The sequence below is a fragment of the Luteimonas sp. AC640a genome, assembly GCF_979256585.1.
Genome location: NZ_CEEDOV010000007.1, coordinates 847,978 through 870,864 on the forward strand (window position 1 = coordinate 847,978; position 22,887 = coordinate 870,864).

The following is a 22,887-nucleotide window of genomic DNA, read 5'->3' on the forward strand; positions in this document are numbered from 1 at the left end:
GCCCGACCCTCACCCCGCCATCGGCATCCGCCGATGGCCCTCCCCTCTCCCCCAGGAGAGGGGCGTAGGCGTTCCACCTTCGGTGAAACCAATCGTTCTCAGGAACTGCACGACAGCATCGAACACCCTGCCTTCGTCCGCGCCCAGTCCGGGCGCTTACCGGCGAACGCTTCGCGGCCGGGTTGTTGGTCATACGGCCGACGCATGACGTCCAGCAGTTCGACGATGCCGGACGGATCGCCGGCCTCGGCGCGGTCGATCGCCTGCTGCGCGAGATAGTTGCGCATCACGAAGCGCGGATTGGCCGCGTGCATCCGGGCACGGCGCGTGTCGCTGGACTCGCCTACTTCCTGCAAGCGCGCAGCGTAGGCAGCCAGCCAGGCGTCGAACTCGTCCTGCACCTGCGCGCGCTTCGCATCGTCGTAGAACGCATTCGCCACGATTTTCAACGACGGTGCCTCGGCGTCGAGATCCGCCAATCCGCGGAAGAACAGCGTCATGTCGACCTCACCCGCCTGCAACAGCCCATGCAGCCGCTGCATGCGTTCGACATCGTCGTCGCGGCATTCGGGCAGGCCGAGTTTCGCGGCGATGGTCTCGCGATCGAGCTGCGCATACGTCGCCGCGTAGGCATCCAGACCGGCCTGCAGCGGCGCGACATCGCCGAACAGCGGCGCCAGCGCCTGCGCCAGACGCCCGAGATTCCAGTGCGCCACGCGCGGCTGCCAGCCGAAGCGGTAGCGTCGGCCCTGGGCATCGGTAGTGTTCGGCGTCCAGTCCGGATCGTAATCGTCGACCCAGCCGTAGGGGCCGTAGTCGATCGTCAATCCGAGAATCGACATGTTGTCGGTGTTCATGACGCCGTGCACGAAGCCGACGCGCATCCAGCCGGCAATCATCGCCGCGGTGCGCGTGCAGACTTCGGCGAACCAGTCGCCGTACAGCGCCTCGCCCCCGCCTGTCAGATGCGGGAAATCGCGGGCGATGGTGAACTCCACCAGCTGCCGCAACAGCGCGGTATCGCCACGCGCGGACGGCAGTTCGAAGTGACCGAAGCGAATGAAGGAAGGCGCGACCCGGCACACGATCGCGCCCGGTTCGGGCGCGGCGTTGCCGTCATAAAACATGTCGCGGGCCACGGCATCGCCGGTACCGACCAGTGAAAGCGCCCGCGTCGTCGGCACGCCCAGATGATGCATGGCCTCGCTGCACAGGAATTCGCGCACGGAAGAACGCAGCACCGCACGGCCGTCGGCGGTGCGCGAATACGGCGTCGGGCCGGCGCCCTTGAGCTGCAGCTCCCAGCGTCGGCCGTCGGTGGCGACGCCCTCACCCAGTGTGATCGCGCGGCCGTCGCCGAGCTGCCCGGCCCAGTGGCCGAACTGATGACCACCGTAATTCGAGGCATACGGCGTCATGCCGGGCGTCAGCGCGTTGCCGCCGAACACCGCAGCGAATTCCGGCGACGCGACCGTGTCCGCATCGAAACCGAGCGCGTCCGCCATTTCCGCGGAATACGCCAGCACGCGGGGCGACGCAACCGCCGTCGGCAGCACCGGCGACCACAGCGCGCCCTCGACCTGCCGCCGCCGTGCGCCGGTTTCGGCATCACCCGGCAGCGAGCGGACGAATCGGTTGTCGAACGTCAGCGAATGCGCGAGCGGCACGGACGCCGGGGCGGCCTCGGTCATCGTCCCAGCTCGAACGGACCGCCTGCTTCCAGCGCACGCTGATAGGCCGGCCGCGCATGGATGCGCTCCACGAAGCGTCGGATGTTCGGCCCGACGCGATCGGCCGCACGCACCACGGCAGCCTCCAGCGGAAAGCTCATCTGGATGTCGGCCGCGGTGAAACGGTCGCTGGCGAACCACTGGTAGGCACCGAGCTCGCGCTCGACGTATTCCAGATGCGTCTGCAGCTGCGGACCGATAAAGCTCTGCATCGCCTTGTCGGCGATGCCGCGGGCGATGGGCTTCACGAAAAACGGCATCGGCGCGGAGCGCAGACGCCCGAACACCAGCGACAGCAGCAGCGGCGGCATCGCGGAGCCTTCGGCGTAGTGCAGCCACTGGCGATAGCGCAGGCGCTCGTCCTCGTCGTCCGGGGCCGGCGACAGCGCGTGATCGGGATCGAAGCGCTCCACCAGCGCCTCGATGATCGCGCCCGACTCGACCAGGCGACGCCCGTCCATCTCGACCACCGGCGACTTGCCCAGCGGATGCACGTCACGCAGCGCCTGCGGCGCCAGCATGGTCCTGGGATCGCGGGCGTAGCGCACCACTTCATAAGGTTGGCCGAGTTCTTCCAGCAACCAGAGCACACGCTGCGAGCGCGAGTTGTTCAAGTGGTGTACGCGGATCATGGAGACGACTCGGTGCGGAATCCCGCCATGATGGGGGCGGCATCGCCTGGACCGAAGCACCGGGGCGCACGATCTTCCGCTGGCGTTCCCGCAGGTGAACGCCAGCCATCGGCGCTTCAGAATCCCTGGCCACGCGACTGCGGCATCGCGACCCGCCCGCTACACTATGCGGTTCCCCGTCCGGCTGCGCCGGCGCTAAGAGACCGAATCATGAGCGCCGAGTCGCCCATCACCGCTGCCGAGACCCCCAAGTTCACCGATCTCGCTCTGCCCGAGACCCTGCTGCGCGCACTGACCGCGGTCGGTTACGAGTCGCCCTCGCCCATCCAGGCCGCGACCATTCCGCCACTGCTCGAAGGCCGCGATCTGCTGGGCCAGGCGCAGACCGGTACCGGCAAGACGGCCGCATTCGCGCTGCCCGTGCTGGCGCGCATCGATCCCGCGCAGCGCAAGCCGCAGGCGCTGGTGCTCGCGCCGACGCGCGAACTGGCGATCCAGGTTGCTGAAGCGTTCCAGAAGTACGCGGCCTTCATGCCCGGCTTCCACGTGCTGCCGATCTACGGCGGCCAGGGCTATGCCCAACAGCTGAGCGCGCTGAAGCGCGGCGTGCAGGTGATCGTCGGTACGCCCGGCCGCGTGATCGACCACCTCGAGCGCGGCTCGCTGGATCTGTCCGAACTGCGCGCCCTGGTGCTCGACGAAGCCGACGAGATGCTGCGCATGGGCTTCATCGACGACGTCGAGGCCGTGCTGAAGAAGACGCCGGAAACGCGTCAGGTCGCGCTGTTCTCCGCGACGATGCCGAGCCAGATCAAGCGCATCGCCCAGACCTATCTGAAGAATCCCGTCGAGATCGCGATCAAGGCGACCACGACGACGGCCGCCAACATCCGCCAGCGCTACTGGATGGTCAGCGGCGTCAACAAGCTCGACGCGCTGACCCGCATCCTCGAGGCCGAGCCCTTCGACGCGATGATCATCTTCGCGCGCACCAAGCTGGCGACCGAGGAACTGGCGCAGAAGCTGTCGGCGCGGGGCCTGTCGGCCGCCGCGATCAACGGTGACCTCGACCAGAAGCAGCGCGAGCGTGCGATCCAGAACCTCAAGGACGGCCGTCTCGACGTGCTGGTGGCGACCGACGTCGCCGCGCGCGGCCTGGACGTCGACCGCATCAGCCACGTACTGAATTACGACATTCCCTACGACACCGAAAGCTACGTGCACCGCATCGGCCGCACCGGCCGCGCCGGTCGCAGCGGCGAGGCGATCCTGTTCGTCGCCCCGCGCGAGCGCGGCATGCTCGGCGCGATCGAACGCGCGACGCGCCAGAAGATCGAGCAGATGCAGCTGCCGAGCGTCGACATCGTCAACGAAGCGCGCGTCGCGAAGTTCCTCGAGAAGATCACCACCGCGCTGGGCAGCAGCGAGTTGGGCATGTTCCGCGAGCTGATCGAACGCTACGAGCGCGAGCACAACGTGCCGGCGGCCGAAATCGCCGCCGCGCTGGCCAAGGTGGTCCAGGGCGACACGCCGCTGCTGCTCGAGCCGCCGCGCAAGCCGGACAAGCCCGCGTTCGAGCGCGAGTTCGTCGAGCGTCCGGGTGGCCGCGAAGCCTCGCGTACTGCGCGCGAACCGCGTGAAGCCCGCGAGCCGCGCGAAGCGCGTCCGCCGCGTCCCGACACCGGTCCGCGCGATCCGGACGTCGGCATGGAGACCTTCCGCATCGAAGTCGGCTACGTGCACGGCGTGCAGCCGGGCAACATCGTCGGCGCAATCGCCAACGAAGCGGACCTCGAGAGCAAGTTCATCGGCCGCATCGACATCCGTGACGACTACAGCCTGGTCGACCTGCCGGAAGGCATGCCGCGCGAGCTGCTGGAGCATCTGAAGAAGGTGCGTGTCGGCGGCCAGCCGATCCGCATCCGCCGCGCCGAAGACGCCGACATGACCGCGGCCCCGCCGCGCGCCAAGCGTCCCTTCGGTGCGAAGCCGGCGGGTCACAAGCCGGGCGGCTTCAAGCCGGGCGGCCCGCGCAAGGGTCCGCCGCCGCGTCGCGATCCGCGCTGAGACGTTTCAGAATGTGAGTTGTGAAGCGTGAGCACGTGCGGGTTGCCTCACGCTCGTCGCCCCAGCGAACGCTGGGGCCCATTTTGATCTTCCACGACGAAGCTCAAAATCAAAGTGGATCCCGGCGCGACCAGACATGCGTCTGTTGAAAGCCGCTGGGATGACGGTGCCCATTGCCCGGCGACGGCCGGCTTGTCGAGGCGACGGCTGGATCATCGAAGCGGCGGCTGGATTATCGAGTCGGTAGAGGCGTCGCTCGAGCGTGCCCACTAGAATCGACCCATGTCCCGCATCCTCGTCTTCCAGCACGTCGCCGCCGAACCGCTGGGCACGCTCGATCCGCTGATCCGTCGGCGCGGGCATCGCATCCGCTTCGTCAATTTCGAACGCGAACCAGGCGCGCAGCCGAGCGTGGATCGCTATCGCGGCCTCGTCGTGCTGGGCGGGCCGATGAATGTCGAGGAACGTGAGTCGCGACCGCATCTGCTCACCGAGTTGCGTGCGATCGAACGCATGCTCGAGCTCGGCCGGCCAGTGCTCGGTATCTGCCTGGGCGCGCAACTGCTCGCGCATGTCCTCGGTGCGCCGGTGCGGCGCATCGAGCGCCCAGAGATCGGCTGGTATCCGCTGCTGACGACAGAGGCAGGCCAGGCCGACCCCGTACTCGCCCCACTAGGCGCCACGTCACCGGTGTTCCAGTGGCACGGCCGGCATTTCGAAGTGCCCTCGACCGCGGTGCATCTCGCACGCACCGACAGCTGCGAACAGCAGGCCTTTCGCTACGGCGACAACGCCTACGGCTTTCAGTTCCATCTGGAAATGGACCCGCCGCTGATCGAACGTTGGCTGGCGACGCCCGCGTATCGCGACGAACTCGCGTCCTCCGGCCTGCCGCACGACGACGCGGCGATCCGCGCCCTCACGCAGACGCACATCGCCCCGATGCAGGCGCAGGCCGAGGCGGTGTTCAACAATTTCCTCGATCTCGTCGGCCGTCCCGACCGGCGCTTCGTGCTGCCGTCGCGCGAGTTCGGCTGAGGCGCACGGCGCGCAATTCCGGGACGGACTACCGGAGCTTGAGTTCCGGCATCGGCATGTCCGGCAGGCGCACTTCAGGCCCCAGCACATGGAATAGCTCGCCCAGCGTCGGCCAGCCGAACACGGGCGCGAGCCACCAGTAGGCAGCGATGACGATCAGTACCGTGACGATCAGCCGCAGCACCACGCCGGCGACCTTGAAGGCCAGCCAGATGCCGAGGATCACGAGGACGAAACCGAACCAGGTCATGCGGGCACGCCGCCCTGCAGCGGGCGCAGCTGCGGATCGAGTGCGACGCGGTCGTCGAAGACGAAGCAGCGTCCGTCGTATCCGAACCCGCCGACGTGTTCGAAGTAACCCAGGATGCCGCCGTCGAGCTGCAGCACGTTGTCCATGCCGTCGGCGCGCATCCACAGCGCGGCCTTCTCGCAACGGATGCCGCCGGTACAGAAGCTCACGACGGTCGCATCGCGCAGCGCCTCACGGTGCGGCGCCAGCGCGTCGGGCAGTTCGGTGAAGTTGTCGATAGGCAACGTCAGCGCATCGGTGAACGTGCCGAAGCCGAACTCCTCACGATTGCGCGTGTCCAGCAGCACCAGACGCCTGCCGACATCGTCATGACCCTGCGCGATCCAGCGCGCCAGCGTCCCGGGCAACACCTCGGGCGCGCGCGCCGGTGCGCCGAGCGGCATCGCTTCCGGCTTTCGGAAGCTGATGATCTCCGGCTTGACCTTGACCTTGAGCCGCGCAAACGGCACCACGTCACTGCGGCTGCGCTTGACCTGCAGCATCGCGAACCGCGCATCGCCGCGCACGGTCGCGACCAGCGTGTCGATGGCATCGACGCTGCCGGCGAGAAACAGATTGATGCCCTCCGGCGCGACCAGCACCGTGCCGCGCAGGCCTCCCGCTTCCGCCGACGCGTGCAGCCACATCGCGACGGCGGCGGGATCGTCGATAGCGACGAAGTGGTAGGCGGCGAGGTTGTCGATCATGGCGCGCATTGTAGCGGGGGGCTCCCCTCGGCCCCACTTCCAGGCTTTCCCTTGCATGCGGGGAAGGTTGGGTGGGGGGCGAACCTTCGGGTCGAGGCATCACACCGACCGCGATGATCGCACGCGTCAGCGCACCCTGGCTGCCGGCATTGATGCGCGCGAACGCGCCCCCGCGTGTGCCACCTTTAGCCACTTCGCCAGCACCAGGGTTCTGCTCACGCTTGCCTCAGCAGCCTCGAAGCGGATCTCGCGCTAGGCAAACGCTGGCACCGCGGCGAGTGCAGCGAATGCGGCAATCAAGACGGTCAGCGCGGCGAACAGGGTCTGCGATGGTGTGCGGCGCGAGCGCATGGACTCTGCGGGCGATGGCGGGGACTGCGGCGCATCGGCGCGGGGAACCGTCGACCTGAGCAAGGGTGTCAGCCCACGCGGGCTGTGCCGATGGTCATGCGCGGGCGCGCTTCACGCGCTCTCGTGACGATTCGCCTCGGCCGCCGAATGTCGATCCCCACATCCCCGCGCCGACATTGCGTGGTGCGGAGTCTGCTTCTGATCTGCGGCCCATCCTCCGTCCTGGCGGCGGTCGCGCGCGTCTGCGCGCAATCGCGCACGAACGTTCAGCCGCTACGCCTTCGGCGACCCGTCTTTCGCGAGGTGGCTGCTGGCCCACATGTTGTCGACCAGATTCGGATAGCGGCGGCCGGCTTCGTCGGCGCGCTGATGTGCGCGTGCCTTTTGCGCGTCGGTCAGCGGTTCACGTGCGGCGCGCGGCTTCGGGTTCGGCCGGGTCCACGGTTTTGTCTTCGGCTTGGGGTGCGCGCGGTCGTTGGGCGTGGTCATAGGCTCGACTCCGGTTGCCCGCTCTCGCCCGGCGACATGAGGCCGACGCGATCGGTAACGGACAGGCACGCAGTCTCGCGTGGCAATCGTTGCTTCGTAGTGACGCGGACGCAGACGGCCAACGCGACTCAGCGCGACAGCATGTAGCCAGGCACTGCCATCAGGCCGATCAGACACACAATCGCGATCACGATCAGCACAACGCGCTTCGGATCGTTGCGCACGACGTCGCCAAACGTCTCGGCGGTGCCGTCACGCTCGGCCTGCGATTGCGCCGCTTTCGCCTTCTTCTGGCGTTCGGTCTGGTACTCGGCCATCAGCGCTTTCGCGCGCGGCAGATCGTCGTTCTCGCGCAGCCAGATCCCGCCGAGCGAGATGCCGAACGGGCTCGGACGGGACTGGTACCAGGGGATGCCGGCCTCGTCGAGGAACGCGCACACATCGGCCGCTTCGTCGTCGGGGACGTAACGCAGATTAAGGAGGAGCTTTGCCATGTGCCGATGATAGCGGCATGGCCCCGTGTGAGCGCGCTTGCGCGCGATGGTCGGGCCGTCGAGCCCGTCGCGCCCGTCGCGCGCGACATCCCAGAGAACGCGGCGCTCAGCGCTTGGTCGTCACTGCGCGCCGCAGGTTGTGACGTGCCTGCGCGTCGAGCCGCGCGTGGAAGCCGTCATCGAGATAGATCCGCGGTCGGGCGAGCAGCGATTTCAGGAATCGCCGGCGGTTCACCGCATACAGCCAGCGCGGCACATGCCGGTACTCGGCCGCGATGCCGCGATCGTACGCATCGAACGCGACATCGTCGGCGGCCAGGATCGCCATGTCGCAGTCGAGGAACCGGCGCGCGTCATCGGGCTGCGGATCGTCGGCGAAGTCGTCCGCCGACAGCTGGCCGTGACGCGCGGTCAGACGGATCAGGTCGGCCACACGCCCGGCGTCGATGCCGGCATCGGGCAGCCAACGGGCGATGGACTCGACCGCCAGCTCCGCCGAACGCGCTTCGTTGTCGCCCGCGCGCGCGTCGTAGATCGCATCGTGATAGAGGATCGCCAGCCGCACTTCAACCGGCCGCGCCCAGCCGTCACGCGCCGCGACTTCGTCGAAATGCCGCAGCAGGGTCTCGATGTGACCGAAGTTGTGATACGCCCTCGGCGGTGTGGCGTAGGCGGATTCAAGCGAGGCCTGCATCTCTGACGGCAGTGGAAACACGGTGGTCTCTGGATTCGACATGACTCACCCCGCCTGCCAGGGGCGCACGACCAGCAGCGCGCCGATGCCGACCAGCACAGCGCCGCACAGACGCACCGCATCGACCGGGCGCGGCTGCGCGAGTACGCCGTGGTGATCGAGCAACAGCGAGCCCACCAGTTGCCCTGCCACGATCAGGCAGATCATCCCGGCCGCGCCGAGCCGCGGCACCAGCAGCGTGCCGCAGAACACGAACACCGCGCCGATCAGCCCACCGCACCAGAGCCACGGCGGAAAGGTCGTCAGCGTGCGCATCGACGGCAACGGCGTGCGCGTGACCAGCAGCACGAGACCGAGCGCCAGCGTGCCTACCGCGAACGACAGGAACGACGCGAACAACGCGCCCTGCGTCAGCGCGCCGACGCGCGCATTGAGCAGCGCCTGCAGCGGCAACAGCATCCCCACCAGAACGGCGACGACGATGCTCAGCAGCAGCCAGTGATGCATGCGCGACTCCACGGCGGTTGGCGCAACAGTCTAGCGCCGGGCCGGCGGAACGCCCGGCGTGCCGTCGCGGGGCAGCGTCCACAGCGCGATGAAGCTGATGACAGCGGCGCCCGCGAGATACCAGCCCACGGATGCCAGGCCGTGCCGCTCACCCAGCCACGTCGCGATATACGGCGCCAGCGATGCGCCGAAGATGCCGGCCAGATTGAACGCGAGCGATGCGCCGGTGTAGCGCACGGCGGTGGGGAACTGTTCGGCCAGCAGCGTGCCGACCGGGCCGTAGGTCAGGCCCATCAGTCCAAGCCCGATCATCAGGAACGCGAGCGTGGCGACATGGCTGTCGGCGACGAACAGTGGTGCGAAGCACAGACCGAACACCACGATGCCGGCGCTGGCGATCAACATCGCGCGGCGGCGGCCGAAGCGGTCGGCGTACAGCGCGGAAATCGGAATCGTCGCCGCGAAGCAGACCACGCCGGCGAGCTGCAGCATCAGGAAGTGCTCGCGCGAATAGCCGAGTTGCGAGGTGCCCCAGCTCAGCGCGAACACCGTCATCAGATAGAACAGCACGAACGTCGCCAGCGCCAGCAGCGTGCCGGCGACGACACCGCGCCACTGGTTGACCAGTACCTCCTGCATCGGCAGACGCACCCGCGCGCCCTTGTCGAGCACTTTCTGGAAATCCGGGGTCTCCGTGATGCGCAGCCGCACCCAGAGGCCGACGAGCACAAGCACCGCGCTGGCCAGAAATGGAATGCGCCAGCCCCAGGCGAAGAACGCGTCATCGGTCATGACCTCGGTCAGCGCGAGGAAGATCGCCGTCGACAGGAAGAAGCCGAGCGGCGCGCCGAGTTGCGGAAACATGCCGTACCAGGCGCGCTTGCCGGGCGGTGCGTTCTCCGTCGCCAACAGCACCGCCCCGCCCCACTCGCCGCCCAGACCCAGTCCTTGCCCGAACCGGCACAGCGCGAGCAACAGCGGCGCGGCGACACCGATCTGCGCGTGGGTCGGCAGCAGGCCGATCAGAACCGTCGAGATGCCCATCGTCAGCAGGGCCGCGACCAGCGTCGCCTTGCGGCCGACGCGATCGCCGTAATGGCCGAACACCGCCGAACCGATCGGGCGCGCGAAGAACGCAAGCGCGAACGTCGCCAGCGACTGCAGCGTGGCCGATGCGGGATCGGCGGACGGGAAGAACAGCTTCGGAAAGACCAGCACCGCGGCGGTCGCGTAGATGTAGAAATCGAAGAACTCGATCGTCGTGCCGATCAGGCTGGCGAACAACACGCGGCCCTTGGCGGGCGCGGTGGCGACGGATGCGGTCATCGGAATGCGCGAAACGGGGGAACTGCGATTCTGCCAGTCGGGCAGCGGTTCCTCGACCGTTGCGTGCGCAACCTGTCGTATTTATCCGCGGGTCCGGATCTTCGAAGCGCGAGAATTCCAACGCCCAAACGCAGGACACGCACGCACCCTCGAGAGAGAACAACCGAAAAAAGGGCCGGTCATCGACCGGCCCTTCGGATCACACGAGAACGTACGGCTGGATCAGTGCGCGTTCTTCATCGCGAGCTTGCGGGTGCGCATCACGTCGTGACAGGCACGCACTTCCGGAAGCAGACGCACGACGACGTCGCGGGCGGCCGGCGGTGTGTCGGCATCGCGCGAAGCTTCGTCGAACGCTTCGAGCAGACGGTCTTCAGACTCTTCGAGCTCGGCCACGTAGCCGTATTCCTTGTCACCCAACGTCGCACGGACCTTGCCGTACATCTGCTGCATGCTGCCGACAAACGTACCGGAATCTTCCGGCTTGCCGCCCGCGGCCTGCACGGCGGCGCTGAGCTCGCTGACGATCTGCGACTTGGTGGTGGCGATGCGCGCGAACAGCGTCTTCAGCTCGGCATCGTCGACCTTCTGCGCGGCTTCTTCGTAGAAGTCCTTGCCGTCGCGGGCAATGGCGATGAGGTCGTTGAGCGTGTGCGCGGTCTTGTTGGACATGGGGTTCTCCATTGGGGAATCAGGGGACGGCGTATTGCTGCCGCATCGTCCATGCGCCTGCCGGACAAGGCCGGTGTCGCGGTGCGCGACCGGGGAGCGGTAGCGCGGATCGATGGGATGCAAGGTATCGACGCGGTGGGCAAAGAGGCGTGACGCGCGGGCGACGGTGGCGTGAATGCAGGGCGTACTCCACGCGGTGAAGCCGGTGATGCTGAATGCTCCGAGTCACGTGATACAGGCGATTCCGCGCGGAGCTCTCGCTGATCCGTTCGCCTACGGGCTTCGGACCGCGATGTTGAGTGTCGCTACGCGCTGCCTGTCCAACGAGCCCCCGGGATCTGACGATCAAAATGGGTCCCAACTTGACCAGATGTGCGTCTGTTGAAAGCTGTCGGGATGACGGGTCTAGCGTTTGTGGCCTACCAAGTTGGCGAAAAAAAAAACCTGCGCCGGAGACCGGCGCGGCTTCGTGCGCATCGATTCGATCGGAACTCAGCGCTTGGCGCCCTGCTCCGGCAATGCGTAGTCGATCTCGTATGCGGGCGGCTCGCCGCCCGGACCCGTGAGGTAGTGCGTCATCCACTGCATCAGGCGCAGCGAATAGTCGTACCGCGATGCGCCGCGGCTGTTGCCGTGGCCCTCGCCCGGATACAGCACCAGCCGCACCGGCGCCTGCCCCGCCAGCTGCAGGTAGCGGTACATCATGTAGGACTGCATCACCGGCACGCGCGGATCGGCTTCGCCATGCAGGATCAGCGTCGGCGTGCGCGATTTCTGCGCATGCGTGATCGGGCTGGTCTGGCGGTACATCTCCGGGCTTTCCCACGGCCAGGTCTGCATGTGCACGTTGTACTGCTCGTACGGGATGTCGCCGGTGGTGACCAGGCTCGCCTGGTCGGAGATGCCGACGAACATCACCGAGGCCGCGAAGCGTTCGCTGTAATACGTCGCGCCCCAGGCACTCGCGTAGCCACCATAGGAGCCGCCGGTGATGCCCACCTTGTCGCGATCCACCAGGCCGGTCTCGACCAGATGATCGACGCCGTCGACGACATCATCGAACTCCTCCATGCCCGGACGTCCATGACCGAGCTTGGAGAACGCGACGCCGCGGCCGGTGCTCGAGCGGTAGTTCGGAAAAAACGACGCGAAACCCTGTGCGGCCGCGACCTGCGCCGGCTGCGAATAGCCGTTGAGCCAGGCGTTGGAGAAATGTGACTCCGGACCGCCGTGCACGACCAGGATCAACGGCACGCGCGCGTTGCCGCGGCGCTCCAATGGATGCACGAGCAGTCCTTCGAGTTCGAGCCCGTCACGCGCGGTGTAGCGCACGACTTCCTGACGCGCGAGACGCACATCCTTGAGCCACGGATTGCTGTCGGTCAGCCGGCGCGCTTCGCTCGCGCCCGACGCCAGATGGAACACTTCGGACGGATGGGTGGGATCGCTACCGACCAGGGCGATGTCGCCGCGTGGCGACACGCTCAGGCCCATGTGCACCGCACCGCCTGCAGCCAGCACGGTGCGCGGATTGCCGCCATCGACCTGGATCTCGCCGATCCGGCTCTGCACACCTTCGTGGCTGAGGAACACCAGCGTCGTCGCGTCGCGCCAGGCGACGCCACGCACGTGGCCTTCGAGGCCGGGCAGCAGATCGCGCTGCACACCGCCGTCGCGACCGACCACGGTCAGGCGGCCTTCGCTGGGATCGTTCTTGTCTTCGGCGGAAATGATCGCCAGATGCGCGCCGTCCGGGCTCCAGGCCATGTCGCCGAGCTTGCCGGGATTGTCGACACGGCCCAGCTCGCGTCCTTCGACCGAATAGATGCGCACGCGCGCTTCGACCATGGTGTCGTCGGTCAGCTGGCGCGGTGTGACCACCACGGCCAGGCGATCGCCGGCGGGGCTCCATCGCACCGCCTGCACACTGCCTTCGATGGCGATGCGGCGTGGCTCGGCCTCGCTGCCAAGCTCGGCGACCCACAGCTCGACCGGGCGCCAGTCTTCCTCGTACACCTTCTGCGAGAAGCCCTGGTCGCGCAGCGCCTTGCGCGCGTCGCTCTCGCGCTGCGCGGACAGCAACGCGGCGCGGCGACCGTCAGGCGAGAGGTCGTAGCTGGAGATGTCGCCAGCGAGCTTCGCCACGCGGGTCGACTCGCCGCCACGCAGCGGAATCGTATACAGGCCGCGGGTCTCGTCACCCTCGCGCTTGGACAGATACGCCACGCGCTGACCATCGGGCAGCCAGCGCGGCGATGCCACATCCACCTTGCCGGTGATGAAGCCGCGGCTGTTGTGGTTGCGATCGACGACGTGCAGCTCGGTCCGCGCCGGACCATCGGGATCGACGCCCAGCGTGCGCGGCACCGACAGGATGTACGCGACCTCCTGACCGTCCGGACTGATCTGCGCCTGGGTGACCGCGCGCGTCTGCGCGACCTGTTCGAGCGTCATGCCGCCCGTCGTCGTGGCCGCGCCCGCGAGCGGCGCGCCGGTGGCCAGCACGAGCGCGCAGGCGAGTGTCCTGATCCATGTGTGCATTCGGTGTTCCCCGTGAACGATTGCAGTCGACGGGCGACTTTGCAGGGGAATGGACAGGGGTGCAATGTCGCGGGCGCGCTGACGGCATCCGACAAGCCGCCTACCTTTCGACTCACGACATCGCTGAGAACAGAGCTGAAATCAAAATAGGCCTCAGCTTTCGCTGGGGCGACGATGCTGGGGTAATCGCTCCAAGCTCGTCGTCCCAGCGAAAGCTGGGACCCATATTCGCGCGCCAACCGTGCGTGCACTTCCAGTTGGACACCAGTGACTGCAGGTGCCACGCGCCTTGTTCTACCGCCCCGTTACCGTCCGATGCCGCACCATCCGCACCGCGATCCGCGGGAACACTTCTGGCAACAACGACCGCACCGGAATCGGCACGCGCGTCGTCAGCGCCTCGGCATCGAGTGCGGGCAACGCACCACGCCAGGCGAATGCGACTCGATTGCTCATCTTCGGTTCGTCGACGACCAGCACGTGATCGGCACCGAACGCAGCGCGCAGTTTCTCTAGGTGCGTTTCAGGATCACGCACATAGAGGTTGCAGGCCATGACGCCGGATGCAGTCAGCGCATCGCGGCAGGCGTCGTAGAACGCCTGCGTGGACAATTCCGCAGGAATGCCGTGTTCGTCGTAGCCGTCGACCAGCAGCACATCGAAACGGCCGCGGCACTCGGCAACGAAACGCACGCCGTCATCGACGACCACCGACAGCCGCGCATCGTCGTCCGGAATGCCGAACGCGCCGCGCAAGGCGACCACGTGCGGATTGTTCTCGACCGCTTCGATGCGTGTGCCCGGCAGCTGCCGGTAGGCGAACTTCGCCTGCGAGCCGCCCCCCAGGCCGACCATGCCGAGCACCGCCGGCGCAGGCCGCCACAGCAGCGCGGCAAACATGGTGCGGGTGTAGTCGATCAGCAGCCGGTCGGGATCGTTGCCGACCATGCGACTCTGGGTCTGCCGGCGCACGAACTGCAGCGACACGAAGCCCTCGTGCTCGCGCACGTAGGGCTTGCGTGGGCCGGAGCCGCCGCCGCGCAAGCGGTCCATCCAGCGACCGAGCAGGCCGCGTCCCTTCGTATCCGTCATCGTGCTCAGCGGTTCGACCAGCCGTGCGGCACATGGCCGGCGGCGACGTGCGGGCGTGCGGAATCGATATTGTGCTGTGAGTCGTCGAAGAAGATGTCGGCGCCGAATGCGTCGAGGAACGGGCCCTTCGGCCGTCCGCCGAGGAACAGCGCTTCGTCCAGACGCACGCCCCAGGCGCGGAGCGTGCGGATCACGCGTTCGTGCGCAGGCGCCGAGCGTGCAGTGACCAGCGCGGTGCGGATCGGTGCGTCCTTGCCGGCCGGATACGCGGCCTGCAGGTCGTGCAGCGCAGCGAGGAAGCCGCGGAACGGGCCACCGGTCATTTCCTCACGCGCGCGGTCGCGCTCGTGCTTGTGGAATGCGTCGAGGCCACTCTCCTGGGAGAGACGTTCGCCTTCGTCGCCGAAGATCACCGCGTCGCCGTCGAATGCGATCCGCAACTGGTCGTTGCGATGCGCCGGTGCGCGCGCCGGGATGATCGTCGCGGCAGCGATGCCATTCTCCAGTGCGCGCCGCACCGAGTCGGGATTGGCGGACAGGAACAGCTGGGTACCGAACGGCTTGATGTAAGGCCAGGTGGGCTCGCCGGAGGTGAACGTCGCGCGGGTGATGCCCAGGTTGTGGTGCTGGATCGAGTTGAAGATCCGCAACCCGCTATCGGCCGAATTGCGCGACAGCAGGATGACTTCGACGTGCGGCGCGTCGGGCGGCGCGTCGATGTTCAGGGCCAGCAGCTTGCGCACCAGCGGAAACGCGATGCCCGGCTCGAGGACATCGTCCTCGTGGGCACGCTGGTGCTCGGCGTAGGCCTCGATACCTTCGGCCTCGAACACGGCATGGCTGTCCTCGAGATCGAACAGGGCGCGCGTGGTGATCGCGACGGTGAGCGTGGGGACGGACAGATCGGGCATGGCGGATCGCAGGTCGATGGGGGCGGCGGTATCCGGCGACGCGTCGAGGGTGCGTAAACCGTGAAGCGGCCGGAAGAGCCTGCGTGAATTATGCGCGATCCCGGCGTACGGGCCCTGACCAACGGCACTGGGCCGCATCCATGCGCAGGCGCAGCGTGGATCGCAGTCCGCATTACAAGGAATGCGCCATGTCCCTCGTCCGCCTGTGTGCCCTCGCCCTGTTCGCGTTGCCGCTGTATGCGGGCGCCGTTCCGCCGGATGACGATCCCAACGCGGAAGCCCGAGGCATCGTCGGCGAGCTGCAGCGCATCGTCGCGCCGACCGGCGTGCAGGAAACGCACACCGTGCGGATCGGCGGCATCGACCAGGTGATCACGGTGCGCGGCATGGATCGCGCGAATCCGATTCTGCTCTACGTCCATGGCGGCCCCGCGGCGCCGATGATGCCGGCCTCGTGGACCTTCCAGAAGCCCTGGGAGGATTATTTCACCGTGGTGCAATGGGACCAGCGCGCGGCCGGGCGCACGCTGCGCGCGAACGACGCGGATGCGGTCGCGCCGACGATCGCGATCGATCGATATGTCGCTGACGCGATCGAACTGATCGACTGGCTGCGCACGACCTACGGCAAGCGCAAGGTGATCCTGGTCGGTCACAGCTGGGGCAGCGTGATCGGCATGCGCGTGCTGGCGGAAAAACCCGAATGGCTGCACGCCTATGTCGGCATCGGCCAGATCATTCATCCCTGGACCGACGAGACCATCGGCTACGCGCATGTCCTCAAGGCCGCACGCGCCGAAGGCAACGACACCGCCGTACGCGAACTTCAGACGCTGGCGCCCTACCCCGGCACCGATCTGCGCAACGGTCGCATCGACGCCCAGCGCAAATGGGTCATCCATTACGGCGGCCACAGCGCCTATCGCGACAACTCCGACTACTACTTCCGCGCGCAGCGGCTGTCGCCCGATTACACGCCCGAGGACCGACGCGCGATTGCTGCCGGCAGCGCGCTGACGCTCGACCGCATTCTCGGCCAGTGGCGCAGCGTGGATTTCCGCGGGCTGCGGCGCGTGCAGGCGCCGGTGATGATGCTACTCGGCCGGCACGACTTCACCACGCCCTCGCAACCAGTCGCCGACTGGATCGCCGCCGTGGACGCGCCGTTCAAACATGCGGCGTGGTTCGAGCACTCTGCGCACTTCGCGCCGATCGAGGAACCGGGTCGCACGTTGATGACGCTGGTGCAGCGCGTGCGTCCGCTCGCGGTGGCGGCGGGCGATGGCACGGCGCTGGTCGACTGACGCCGCTCAGACCACGAACTGTTCGCTGAGAATGCGTTCTTCGAGGTTGTGTTCGGCGTCGAACAGCAGGGTCACAGTGCGCTCGCGGGATTCTCGGATCGTGACTTCGACGACATCGCGCACTTCGTGCGAATCGGCGGTCACGCTGACCGGACGCTTGTAGGGGTCGAGCACGCGGAAGCGCACTTCGGTCTCCGCGCGCAGGATCGCGCCGCGCCAGCGACGTGGCCGGAACGGCGCGATCGGCGTCAATGCCACCACGCCCGCGCCGAGCGGCAGGATCGGCCCGTGCGCAGAAAAGTTGTAGGCGGTGCTGCCGGCCGCGGTCGACAGGATCACGCCGTCAGCGACGAGTTCCTCGAGGCGGGTCACGCCGTTGAGATCGATCTGCAGATGCGCCGCCTGGCGCGTCTGCCGGAGCAGCGCGACCTCGTTGTAGGCGAGCGAGGTGACCGTCGCACCCGATTCGGTTTCGGTGCGCATTTCCAGCGGACGCAGCACGGCCGGTTCGGCCGCCGCGATACGCGCCAGCAGATCGGAGCCTGACGCGGGATCGTCCTGCCGGTAGTGATTCATCAGGAAACCCACGGTCCCCAGCTTCATGCCGTAGACCGGTTTGCCGAGCTGTCCATGGCGATGCAGCGTTTGCAGCATGAAACCGTCGCCGCCGAGCGGCACCAGCACGTCGGCGGCTTCGGGATCGCACTGCCCGTGCAGGCCCGTCAGCACCGACAGGGCGCGTTGCGCCTCGTCGGCCTGGCTGGCAATGAAAGCGATACGGGGCGTTGCGGTCATCGGCAGGCCGGTGCGTGAACGTCGGCGCGCAGCTTAGCGCAGGCGCTGTATCAGGATGTCGCGCGTGGGGGAATGCGCATCCGATCCCGCCCAGCATGCGGGCGGAATCGGAGTAGCGGATGTCCGCCTGCGGAATGCAGCGTCAGCTGCGCTGCACCAGCTGCGACACGCGCTGCACCGCGACCGAGGCGGTCGGATAGTCCAGCGACTTCTGCGCCGCGAGTTCGCCGAGCATCGCCAGGGTGAAGCGCAACGCGGAATCGTCGCGTTCGAGCCATGCCTGCACCTTGGCCTCCGGCGTGGCGCCCGGCATCGACAGCACCTGCGACACGAGGGCGCGGTGCTGCTGGCCGAGTTCCTCGCGCAGCACGCCACGCGCCACCGCGTGCCAGCGGCCGTCGACCTGCAGCGCATCGATCTGCGCGGTGAGCCACGGCAGGTTCAAGGCTTCACCGAGACGGAAGTGCAGACGCGCTACGTCCACCGGCTTCTGCTTGCGCTCGCTGGCGACCTCGATGATGTCCCAGGCCGCTTCGAGATACGGCAGGGCCGCCAGCTCGATCGCGAGCGATTTCGGCACGCCCTTCTCGATCCACGTCTGCAGGCTCGCGTCGTGTTCGGCGCGCTGGACGTCGGCGATGATCTTGCTGCCGTCGCGGATCGCATGGAACCCGTCGTGGTAGCGCTCGACCGCGGTGGTGATGTCCGGAATCGCGCCCGGGCGCGCCAGCAGCCAGCGCGTGAACGCACGCTGCAGGTTCCAGATCACCTGCAGCGCATCGACCTGCACCGATTCCGGCACCTGGCCGTCGAGCGCATCGATCTGGCCCCACAGCGCACGCGCCTCGATCGTTTCGCGCGTGATCGTAAACGCCTTGGCGACCTCGCCCGGCCCACGGCCGCTGTCTTCCTGCATGCGCAGCAGGAACGTCGCGCCCATGCGGTTGATCATCGTGTTGGTCACCGCGGTCGCGATGATCTCGCGCTTGAGGCGATGGCCCTCCATCAGCTCTGCGTACTTCTTCTGCAGCGGCTGCGGGAAGTAGCGCTGCAGCTCGCGCGAGAGATACGGATCTTCCGGAATGTCGGAGTCGAGCATCTGGTCGAACGCGACCAGCTTCGAGTACGACAGCAACACCGACAGCTCCGGACGCGTCAGGCCCAGACCCTTGGTCTTGCGCTCGGAAATCTCGATGTCTGACGGCAGGAACTCGATCTGGCGGTCCAGCAGACCCTGCGATTCCAGCGTGCGGATGAAGTGCTGTTTGGACCCCAGACGCGAGACGCTCATGCGCTCCATCAGGCTCAGTGCCTGGTTCTGGCGGTAGTTGTCCCACAGCACTAGACCCGCGACCTCGTCCGTCATCGATGCCAGCAGCTTGTTGCGCGCAGGCAGCTTCATCTTGCCGTCCTGCACCAGTGCATTGAGCAGGATCTTGATGTTGACCTCGTGATCGGACGTGTCCACGCCGGCCGAGTTGTCGATGAAGTCGGTATTGAGCAGCACGCCGTGCAGCGCGGCCTCGATGCGACCGAGCTGCGTCAGGCCGAGATTGCCGCCCTCGCCCACCACCTTGCAGCGCAGGTCGCGACCATCGACGCGCAGCGGGTTGTTGGCGCGGTCACCGACATCGGCATGCGTTTCGCTGGAGGACTTCACGTACGTGCCGATGCCGCCATTCCACAGCAGATCGACCGGCGCGCGCAGGATTGCCGACATCAGCTCGTTCGGGCTGATCGACGTCGCATCGCCCTCGATGCCCAGCACTTCGCGTGCTTCGGCCGACAGCGGGATCGACTTCGCGCTGCGCGGCCACACACCGCCGCCCTTGGCGATCAGCGACTTGTCGTAGTCCTCCCAGCTCGAACGCGGAATCGCGAACATGCGCTGGCGCTCGGCGAACGAACGCGCGGCATCCGGATCCGGGTCAATGAAGATATGGCGGTGGTCGAACGCAGCGACCAGGCGGATGTGTTCCGACAGCAGCATCCCGTTGCCGAACACGTCGCCGGACATGTCGCCGACGCCCACGGTGGTGAAATCTTCGGTCTGCGAGTTGCGATTCATCGCGCGGAAATGGCGCTTGACCGACTCCCACGCGCCGCGCGCGGTGATGCCCATGCCCTTGTGGTCGTAGCCGACCGAACCGCCGGACGCGAACGCATCGTCGAGCCAGAAGCCGTGCTCGCGGGCGATGCCGTTGGCGATGTCGGAGAACGTCGCGGTACCCTTGTCGGCAGCGACGACGAGATAGGGATCGTTGTCGTCGTGGCGCACGACATCCACCGGCGCCACGATCTCGCCTTCGACGATGTTGTCGGTGATCTGCAGCAGGCCGTTGATGAAGAGCGTGTAGCAGGCGACGCCTTCGGCGAACTGCGCATCGCGGTCACCGCCGACCGGCGGACGCTTGACGATGAAGCCGCCCTTCGACCCGACCGGCACGATGACCGTGTTCTTGACCATCTGCGCCTTGACCAGGCCCAGCACCTCGGTGCGGAAGTCCTCGCGGCGATCGGACCAGCGCAGGCCGCCACGCGCCACCGGGCCGAAACGCAGGTGGATACCTTCCACGCGCGGACCGTAGACGAAGATCTCGCGGTACGGGCGCGGCTTGGGCAGCTCGGGCACGCGCGACGAATCGAACTTGAAGCTGATCGTGTCGAGCAGACCGCCGTCTCGATTCTTCTGGTAGTAGCTCGTACGCAGCGTCGCGTCGACGACGGCAAGGTAGCTGCGCAGGATGCGGTCCTCGTCGAGACTGGAGACGCGATCGAGCAGACCCTTGAGCGCGGCGCGCGACGCTTCGTACTGTGCGTCGCGGTCGCTACCGCGCGCATCGAGCAGCGGCTGGAGCGTCGCCAGCGTCGCGTCGTCGTTGCCGGTCAGCGCCTGCAGCTGGGCGGCGAACGCCTTCCGGCCGCCCTCGATCTGCGCGCGGCTCTCGGTGCCCGTGGCCGGATCGAAGCGCGATTCGAACACCTCCACCAGCAGACGCGCGAGCAGCGGATACCGGACCAGCGTGTCTTCGACATAGGCCTGCGAGAACGGCACGCCGACCTGCAGCAGATATTTGCAGTAGCCGCGCAGCATCGCGATCTGGCGCCAGTCCAGATCGGCGCCCAGCACCAGACGGTTGAAGCCGTCGTTCTCGGCATCGCCGCGCCACGCGCGGTCGAACGCTTCGGTGAACGCCTGCGCGCGCGCATCGACATCGATCGCACCGGCGGTGGCCTCGACATAGAAGTCCTGCAGGAACAGCGTGGTGCCGTCGACTTCGATGCGATTGGGGTGCTCGGCGATCACGCGCAGGCCGAGGTTCTCCATGACCGGCAGCACATCCGACAGCGGGATGTGCGCATCGCGACGGTAGAGCTTGAAGTGCAGCACCGATTCGCCGGAGGTCGGCAGTGGCTGGCTGTAGAAGCTCAGCTGCAGCGCGTCGGTCTCCAGGGTCGCGGCCAGCTTCTCGACATCGGTCGCGGCCGCGGCCGGCGAAGCGAATTCGATATAGGACGGCGACAACGCCCGCCCGAACCGGCCCGACAGGCGCAGACCATCGGCCTCACCGTGACGGCGCACGAGTTCGTCGCGCAGATCGTCCTGCCAGTTGCGCACGATCGCCTGCAGCGCCTGCTCCAGCGCACCCTGATCGATATCGGATGCGACGCCCGCGCGCGGACGCACGATCAGATGCAGCTGCGCCAGCGGCGATTCGCCCAGCACGACGCTCGCGTCCACGTGGTCGGCCTGCATGACTTCGCGCAGCAGCTGCTCGATGCGATGACGCACGTCGGTATTGAAGCGGTCGCGCGGAATGTAGACCAGCACCGAATAGAAGCGGCCATAGCGGTCCTTGCGCAGGAACAGGCGGCTGCGCACACGCTCCTGCAGGCCCAGGATGCCGGTGCCGAGGCGGAACAGTTCGTCGGGCGTCGACTGGAAGAGTTCGTCGCGCGGCAGCGTCTCGAGCAGATGCTTGAGCGCCTTGCCGCTGTGACCGGTCGGCTTGAGGCCGGATTCGGTCATCACGTGTTCGAAGCGCTCGCGCACCAGCGGGATGTCCCACGGACGACGCGTGTAGGCGCTCGAGGTGTAGAGACCGAGGAAGCGCTGCTCGCTGACGACATTGCCGGCGTCGTCGTAGCCGAGGATGCCGATGTAATCCATATATCCGGGACGGTGCACGGTCGAACGCGCACTGGTCTTGGTCAGGATCAGCGCATCGATCAGGCCCTCGCGGCGCAGCGCATCGGCGCCCAGCTCGCTAATCGGACGCGACTTCACCGCGCCGGGCGTGCGCAGCAGGCCCATGCCGCTGTCGGGCACGGCTTCGAGGCGCGCATCGTCGCCCTTGCGGCGCACCTTGTAGGCGCGATACCCGAAGAACGTGAAGTGGTCGCTTGCGGCCCAGCGCAGGAATTCCTGCGCTTCCTCGCGGCTGGATTCAGACACCGGAATCTTCTGCGAATCCAGATCGGTCGCCATCTGCAGCATCTTCTCGCGCATCGCCGGCCAGTCGGCGACGATCACCCGCACGTCGTCGAGCACACCGCGCACCAGGGCCTCGATGCGCGCATTCTCGTCAGGCGTCTGCCGGTCGATCTCCAGATGCATCACCGATTCCGAATCGCCCTCGCCCACACCGGTCAGCCGGCCAGCGCGGTCGCGCGCGATCGACAGCACCGGGTGGCCCAGCACGTGCACGCCGATGCCCTGCTCGGCCAGCGCCATCGTCACCGAGTCGACGAGGAACGGCATGTCGTCGTTGACGACCTGCAGCACGGTGTGTGGCGACTCCCAGCCGTGGGTCTTCATCACCGGATTGAACAGCCGCACGTTCGCGGTGCCAGGCTTGCGCCTGCCGGCGAAGTCGAACAGATCCGCCGCGAGCGCGGCCCAGCCGTCGGCATTGTGCAGCGGGAGCTCGTCCTCGGTCATGCGGCGATAGAAGGCCTGCGCGAAGGCGCTGGCGTCCGCATGCGCGGCCTTGCCCGCGCGGCGGCGCACGGCGTCGAAAATCGGGTCCAGCAGTCCGATGCCGGCGCGACGCGGCGACGCTGGGGCCACGCGGGTATCCCGCTGCTTCGCGGGCGCGGTGGTCTTGCTGGATTTCACGGGCGCGGCGGCCGCGGCGGATTTACCTGTCTTGCGGGATGAGGTCATGACGACAAACGTTCCGATGCAATGAGGCCCGCGTTCTCACGCGGGCCGACGGGAAGGAATCTCTCAATACAACGCGGTCGC

General features: G+C 67.3%; 18 protein-coding genes. 3 read left to right on the top strand and 15 right to left on the bottom strand.

The window, feature by feature from the left end; all coding sequences use genetic code 11:
• Positions 1–98 precede the first annotated feature (98 nt).
• Positions 99–1,691 (bottom strand): protein adenylyltransferase SelO, encoded by a 1,593-nt coding sequence (locus tag ACZ9YD_RS08085; protein WP_465074613.1) that lies wholly within the window; start codon positions 1,689–1,691, stop codon positions 99–101.
• A complete protein-coding gene (locus ACZ9YD_RS08090) occupies positions 1,688–2,362 on the bottom strand; it encodes a glutathione S-transferase (protein ID WP_465074614.1) in 675 nt (224 codons plus the stop codon). The genes ACZ9YD_RS08085 and ACZ9YD_RS08090 overlap by 4 nt, the downstream gene beginning before the upstream one ends.
• Positions 2,363–2,572: 210 nt before the next feature.
• Here ACZ9YD_RS08090 and ACZ9YD_RS08095 point away from each other — a divergent pair, with 210 nt between their 5' ends.
• A complete protein-coding gene (locus ACZ9YD_RS08095) occupies positions 2,573–4,429 on the top strand; it encodes a DEAD/DEAH box helicase (protein WP_465074615.1) in 1,857 nt (618 codons plus the stop codon).
• 282 nt (positions 4,430–4,711) lie between these two features.
• Positions 4,712–5,467, top strand: a complete 756-nt coding sequence (locus ACZ9YD_RS08100) for a type 1 glutamine amidotransferase (RefSeq protein ID WP_465074616.1) — start codon at positions 4,712–4,714, stop codon at positions 5,465–5,467.
• 28 nt (positions 5,468–5,495) lie between these two features.
• Here the strand turns inward: ACZ9YD_RS08100 and ACZ9YD_RS08105 are convergent, their stop codons facing one another.
• From ACZ9YD_RS08105 to ACZ9YD_RS08155, 11 genes are all read right to left on the bottom strand, one after another.
• Positions 5,496–5,717, bottom strand: a complete 222-nt coding sequence (locus ACZ9YD_RS08105; protein WP_465074617.1) for a hypothetical protein — start codon at positions 5,715–5,717, stop codon at positions 5,496–5,498.
• On the bottom strand, positions 5,714–6,463 hold the full coding sequence (locus ACZ9YD_RS08110) for a sulfurtransferase (protein ID WP_465074618.1): 750 nt from the start codon (positions 6,461–6,463) through the stop codon (positions 5,714–5,716). Before ACZ9YD_RS08110 ends, ACZ9YD_RS08105 begins: the two co-directional genes overlap by 4 nt.
• 624 nt (positions 6,464–7,087) lie before the next feature.
• The gene (locus tag ACZ9YD_RS08115; protein WP_465074619.1) at positions 7,088–7,303 is read right to left on the bottom strand and encodes a hypothetical protein; all 216 of its coding nucleotides are present in this window, start codon (positions 7,301–7,303) and stop codon (positions 7,088–7,090) included.
• A gap of 128 nt (positions 7,304–7,431) precedes the next feature.
• Entirely contained in the window at positions 7,432–7,797 is a 366-nt protein-coding gene (locus tag ACZ9YD_RS08120) for a DUF6164 family protein (RefSeq protein ID WP_465074620.1), read from the bottom strand.
• 106 nt (positions 7,798–7,903) lie between these two features.
• A complete protein-coding gene (locus ACZ9YD_RS08125; RefSeq protein ID WP_465074621.1) occupies positions 7,904–8,533 on the bottom strand; it encodes an HD domain-containing protein in 630 nt (209 codons plus the stop codon).
• Positions 8,534–8,536: 3 nt separating this feature from the next.
• Positions 8,537–8,998, bottom strand: coding sequence for a DMT family transporter (locus tag ACZ9YD_RS08130; RefSeq protein ID WP_465074622.1), 462 nt, complete (start codon positions 8,996–8,998; stop codon positions 8,537–8,539).
• Positions 8,999–9,028: 30 nt separating this feature from the next.
• Positions 9,029–10,324, bottom strand: a complete 1,296-nt coding sequence (locus ACZ9YD_RS08135; protein ID WP_465074623.1) for an MFS transporter — start codon at positions 10,322–10,324, stop codon at positions 9,029–9,031.
• A 222-nt stretch (positions 10,325–10,546) separates the two neighbouring features.
• Complete coding sequence (locus tag ACZ9YD_RS08140; RefSeq protein ID WP_232134830.1) at positions 10,547–10,996, bottom strand: PA2169 family four-helix-bundle protein; 450 nt, start codon at positions 10,994–10,996, stop codon at positions 10,547–10,549.
• 492 nt (positions 10,997–11,488) lie between these two features.
• Complete coding sequence (locus ACZ9YD_RS08145; RefSeq protein WP_465074624.1) at positions 11,489–13,537, bottom strand: S9 family peptidase; 2,049 nt, start codon at positions 13,535–13,537, stop codon at positions 11,489–11,491.
• Positions 13,538–13,831: 294 nt separating this feature from the next.
• Complete coding sequence (locus ACZ9YD_RS08150) at positions 13,832–14,629, bottom strand: spermine/spermidine synthase domain-containing protein (RefSeq protein WP_465074625.1); 798 nt, start codon at positions 14,627–14,629, stop codon at positions 13,832–13,834.
• 5 nt (positions 14,630–14,634) lie between these two features.
• A complete protein-coding gene (locus ACZ9YD_RS08155; RefSeq protein ID WP_465074626.1) occupies positions 14,635–15,540 on the bottom strand; it encodes a 5'-nucleotidase in 906 nt (301 codons plus the stop codon).
• 188 nt (positions 15,541–15,728) lie between these two features.
• Here ACZ9YD_RS08155 and ACZ9YD_RS08160 point away from each other — a divergent pair, with 188 nt between their 5' ends.
• Positions 15,729–16,844, top strand: coding sequence for an alpha/beta fold hydrolase (locus tag ACZ9YD_RS08160; protein ID WP_465074627.1), 1,116 nt, complete (start codon positions 15,729–15,731; stop codon positions 16,842–16,844).
• Positions 16,845–16,850: 6 nt separating this feature from the next.
• Here ACZ9YD_RS08160 and ACZ9YD_RS08165 read toward each other — a convergent pair whose 3' ends face one another.
• Together ACZ9YD_RS08165 and ACZ9YD_RS08170 are read right to left on the bottom strand one after the other, a co-directional pair.
• The gene (locus ACZ9YD_RS08165) at positions 16,851–17,639 is read right to left on the bottom strand and encodes an NAD kinase (RefSeq protein ID WP_465074628.1); all 789 of its coding nucleotides are present in this window, start codon (positions 17,637–17,639) and stop codon (positions 16,851–16,853) included.
• Between the two features lie 142 nt (positions 17,640–17,781).
• Positions 17,782–22,806 carry an NAD-glutamate dehydrogenase gene (locus ACZ9YD_RS08170; RefSeq protein WP_465074629.1) on the bottom strand — a complete coding sequence of 1,675 codons (5,025 nt, stop codon included), beginning with the start codon at positions 22,804–22,806 and terminating at the stop codon, positions 17,782–17,784.
• Positions 22,807–22,887 lie beyond the last annotated feature (81 nt).

Bases quoted from the DNA above. Each gene is read 5' to 3' on its own strand.
- ACZ9YD_RS08085 (WP_465074613.1), bottom strand. From the start codon at position 1,691: ATGACCGAGGCCGCCCCGGCGTCCGTGCCGCTCGCGCATTCGCTGACG.
- ACZ9YD_RS08090 (WP_465074614.1), bottom strand. From the start codon at position 2,362: ATGATCCGCGTACACCACTTGAACAACTCGCGCTCGCAGCGTGTGCTC.
- ACZ9YD_RS08095 (WP_465074615.1), top strand. From the start codon at position 2,573: ATGAGCGCCGAGTCGCCCATCACCGCTGCCGAGACCCCCAAGTTCACC.
- ACZ9YD_RS08100 (WP_465074616.1), top strand. From the start codon at position 4,712: ATGTCCCGCATCCTCGTCTTCCAGCACGTCGCCGCCGAACCGCTGGGC.
- ACZ9YD_RS08105 (WP_465074617.1), bottom strand. From the start codon at position 5,717: ATGACCTGGTTCGGTTTCGTCCTCGTGATCCTCGGCATCTGGCTGGCC.
- ACZ9YD_RS08110 (WP_465074618.1), bottom strand. From the start codon at position 6,463: ATGATCGACAACCTCGCCGCCTACCACTTCGTCGCTATCGACGATCCC.
- ACZ9YD_RS08115 (WP_465074619.1), bottom strand. From the start codon at position 7,303: ATGACCACGCCCAACGACCGCGCGCACCCCAAGCCGAAGACAAAACCG.
- ACZ9YD_RS08120 (WP_465074620.1), bottom strand. From the start codon at position 7,797: ATGGCAAAGCTCCTCCTTAATCTGCGTTACGTCCCCGACGACGAAGCG.
- ACZ9YD_RS08125 (WP_465074621.1), bottom strand. From the start codon at position 8,533: ATGTCGAATCCAGAGACCACCGTGTTTCCACTGCCGTCAGAGATGCAG.
- ACZ9YD_RS08130 (WP_465074622.1), bottom strand. From the start codon at position 8,998: ATGCATCACTGGCTGCTGCTGAGCATCGTCGTCGCCGTTCTGGTGGGG.
- ACZ9YD_RS08135 (WP_465074623.1), bottom strand. From the start codon at position 10,324: ATGACCGCATCCGTCGCCACCGCGCCCGCCAAGGGCCGCGTGTTGTTC.
- ACZ9YD_RS08140 (WP_232134830.1), bottom strand. From the start codon at position 10,996: ATGTCCAACAAGACCGCGCACACGCTCAACGACCTCATCGCCATTGCC.
- ACZ9YD_RS08145 (WP_465074624.1), bottom strand. From the start codon at position 13,537: ATGCACACATGGATCAGGACACTCGCCTGCGCGCTCGTGCTGGCCACC.
- ACZ9YD_RS08150 (WP_465074625.1), bottom strand. From the start codon at position 14,629: ATGACGGATACGAAGGGACGCGGCCTGCTCGGTCGCTGGATGGACCGC.
- ACZ9YD_RS08155 (WP_465074626.1), bottom strand. From the start codon at position 15,540: ATGCCCGATCTGTCCGTCCCCACGCTCACCGTCGCGATCACCACGCGC.
- ACZ9YD_RS08160 (WP_465074627.1), top strand. From the start codon at position 15,729: ATGTCCCTCGTCCGCCTGTGTGCCCTCGCCCTGTTCGCGTTGCCGCTG.
- ACZ9YD_RS08165 (WP_465074628.1), bottom strand. From the start codon at position 17,639: ATGACCGCAACGCCCCGTATCGCTTTCATTGCCAGCCAGGCCGACGAG.
- ACZ9YD_RS08170 (WP_465074629.1), bottom strand. From the start codon at position 22,806: ATGACCTCATCCCGCAAGACAGGTAAATCCGCCGCGGCCGCCGCGCCC.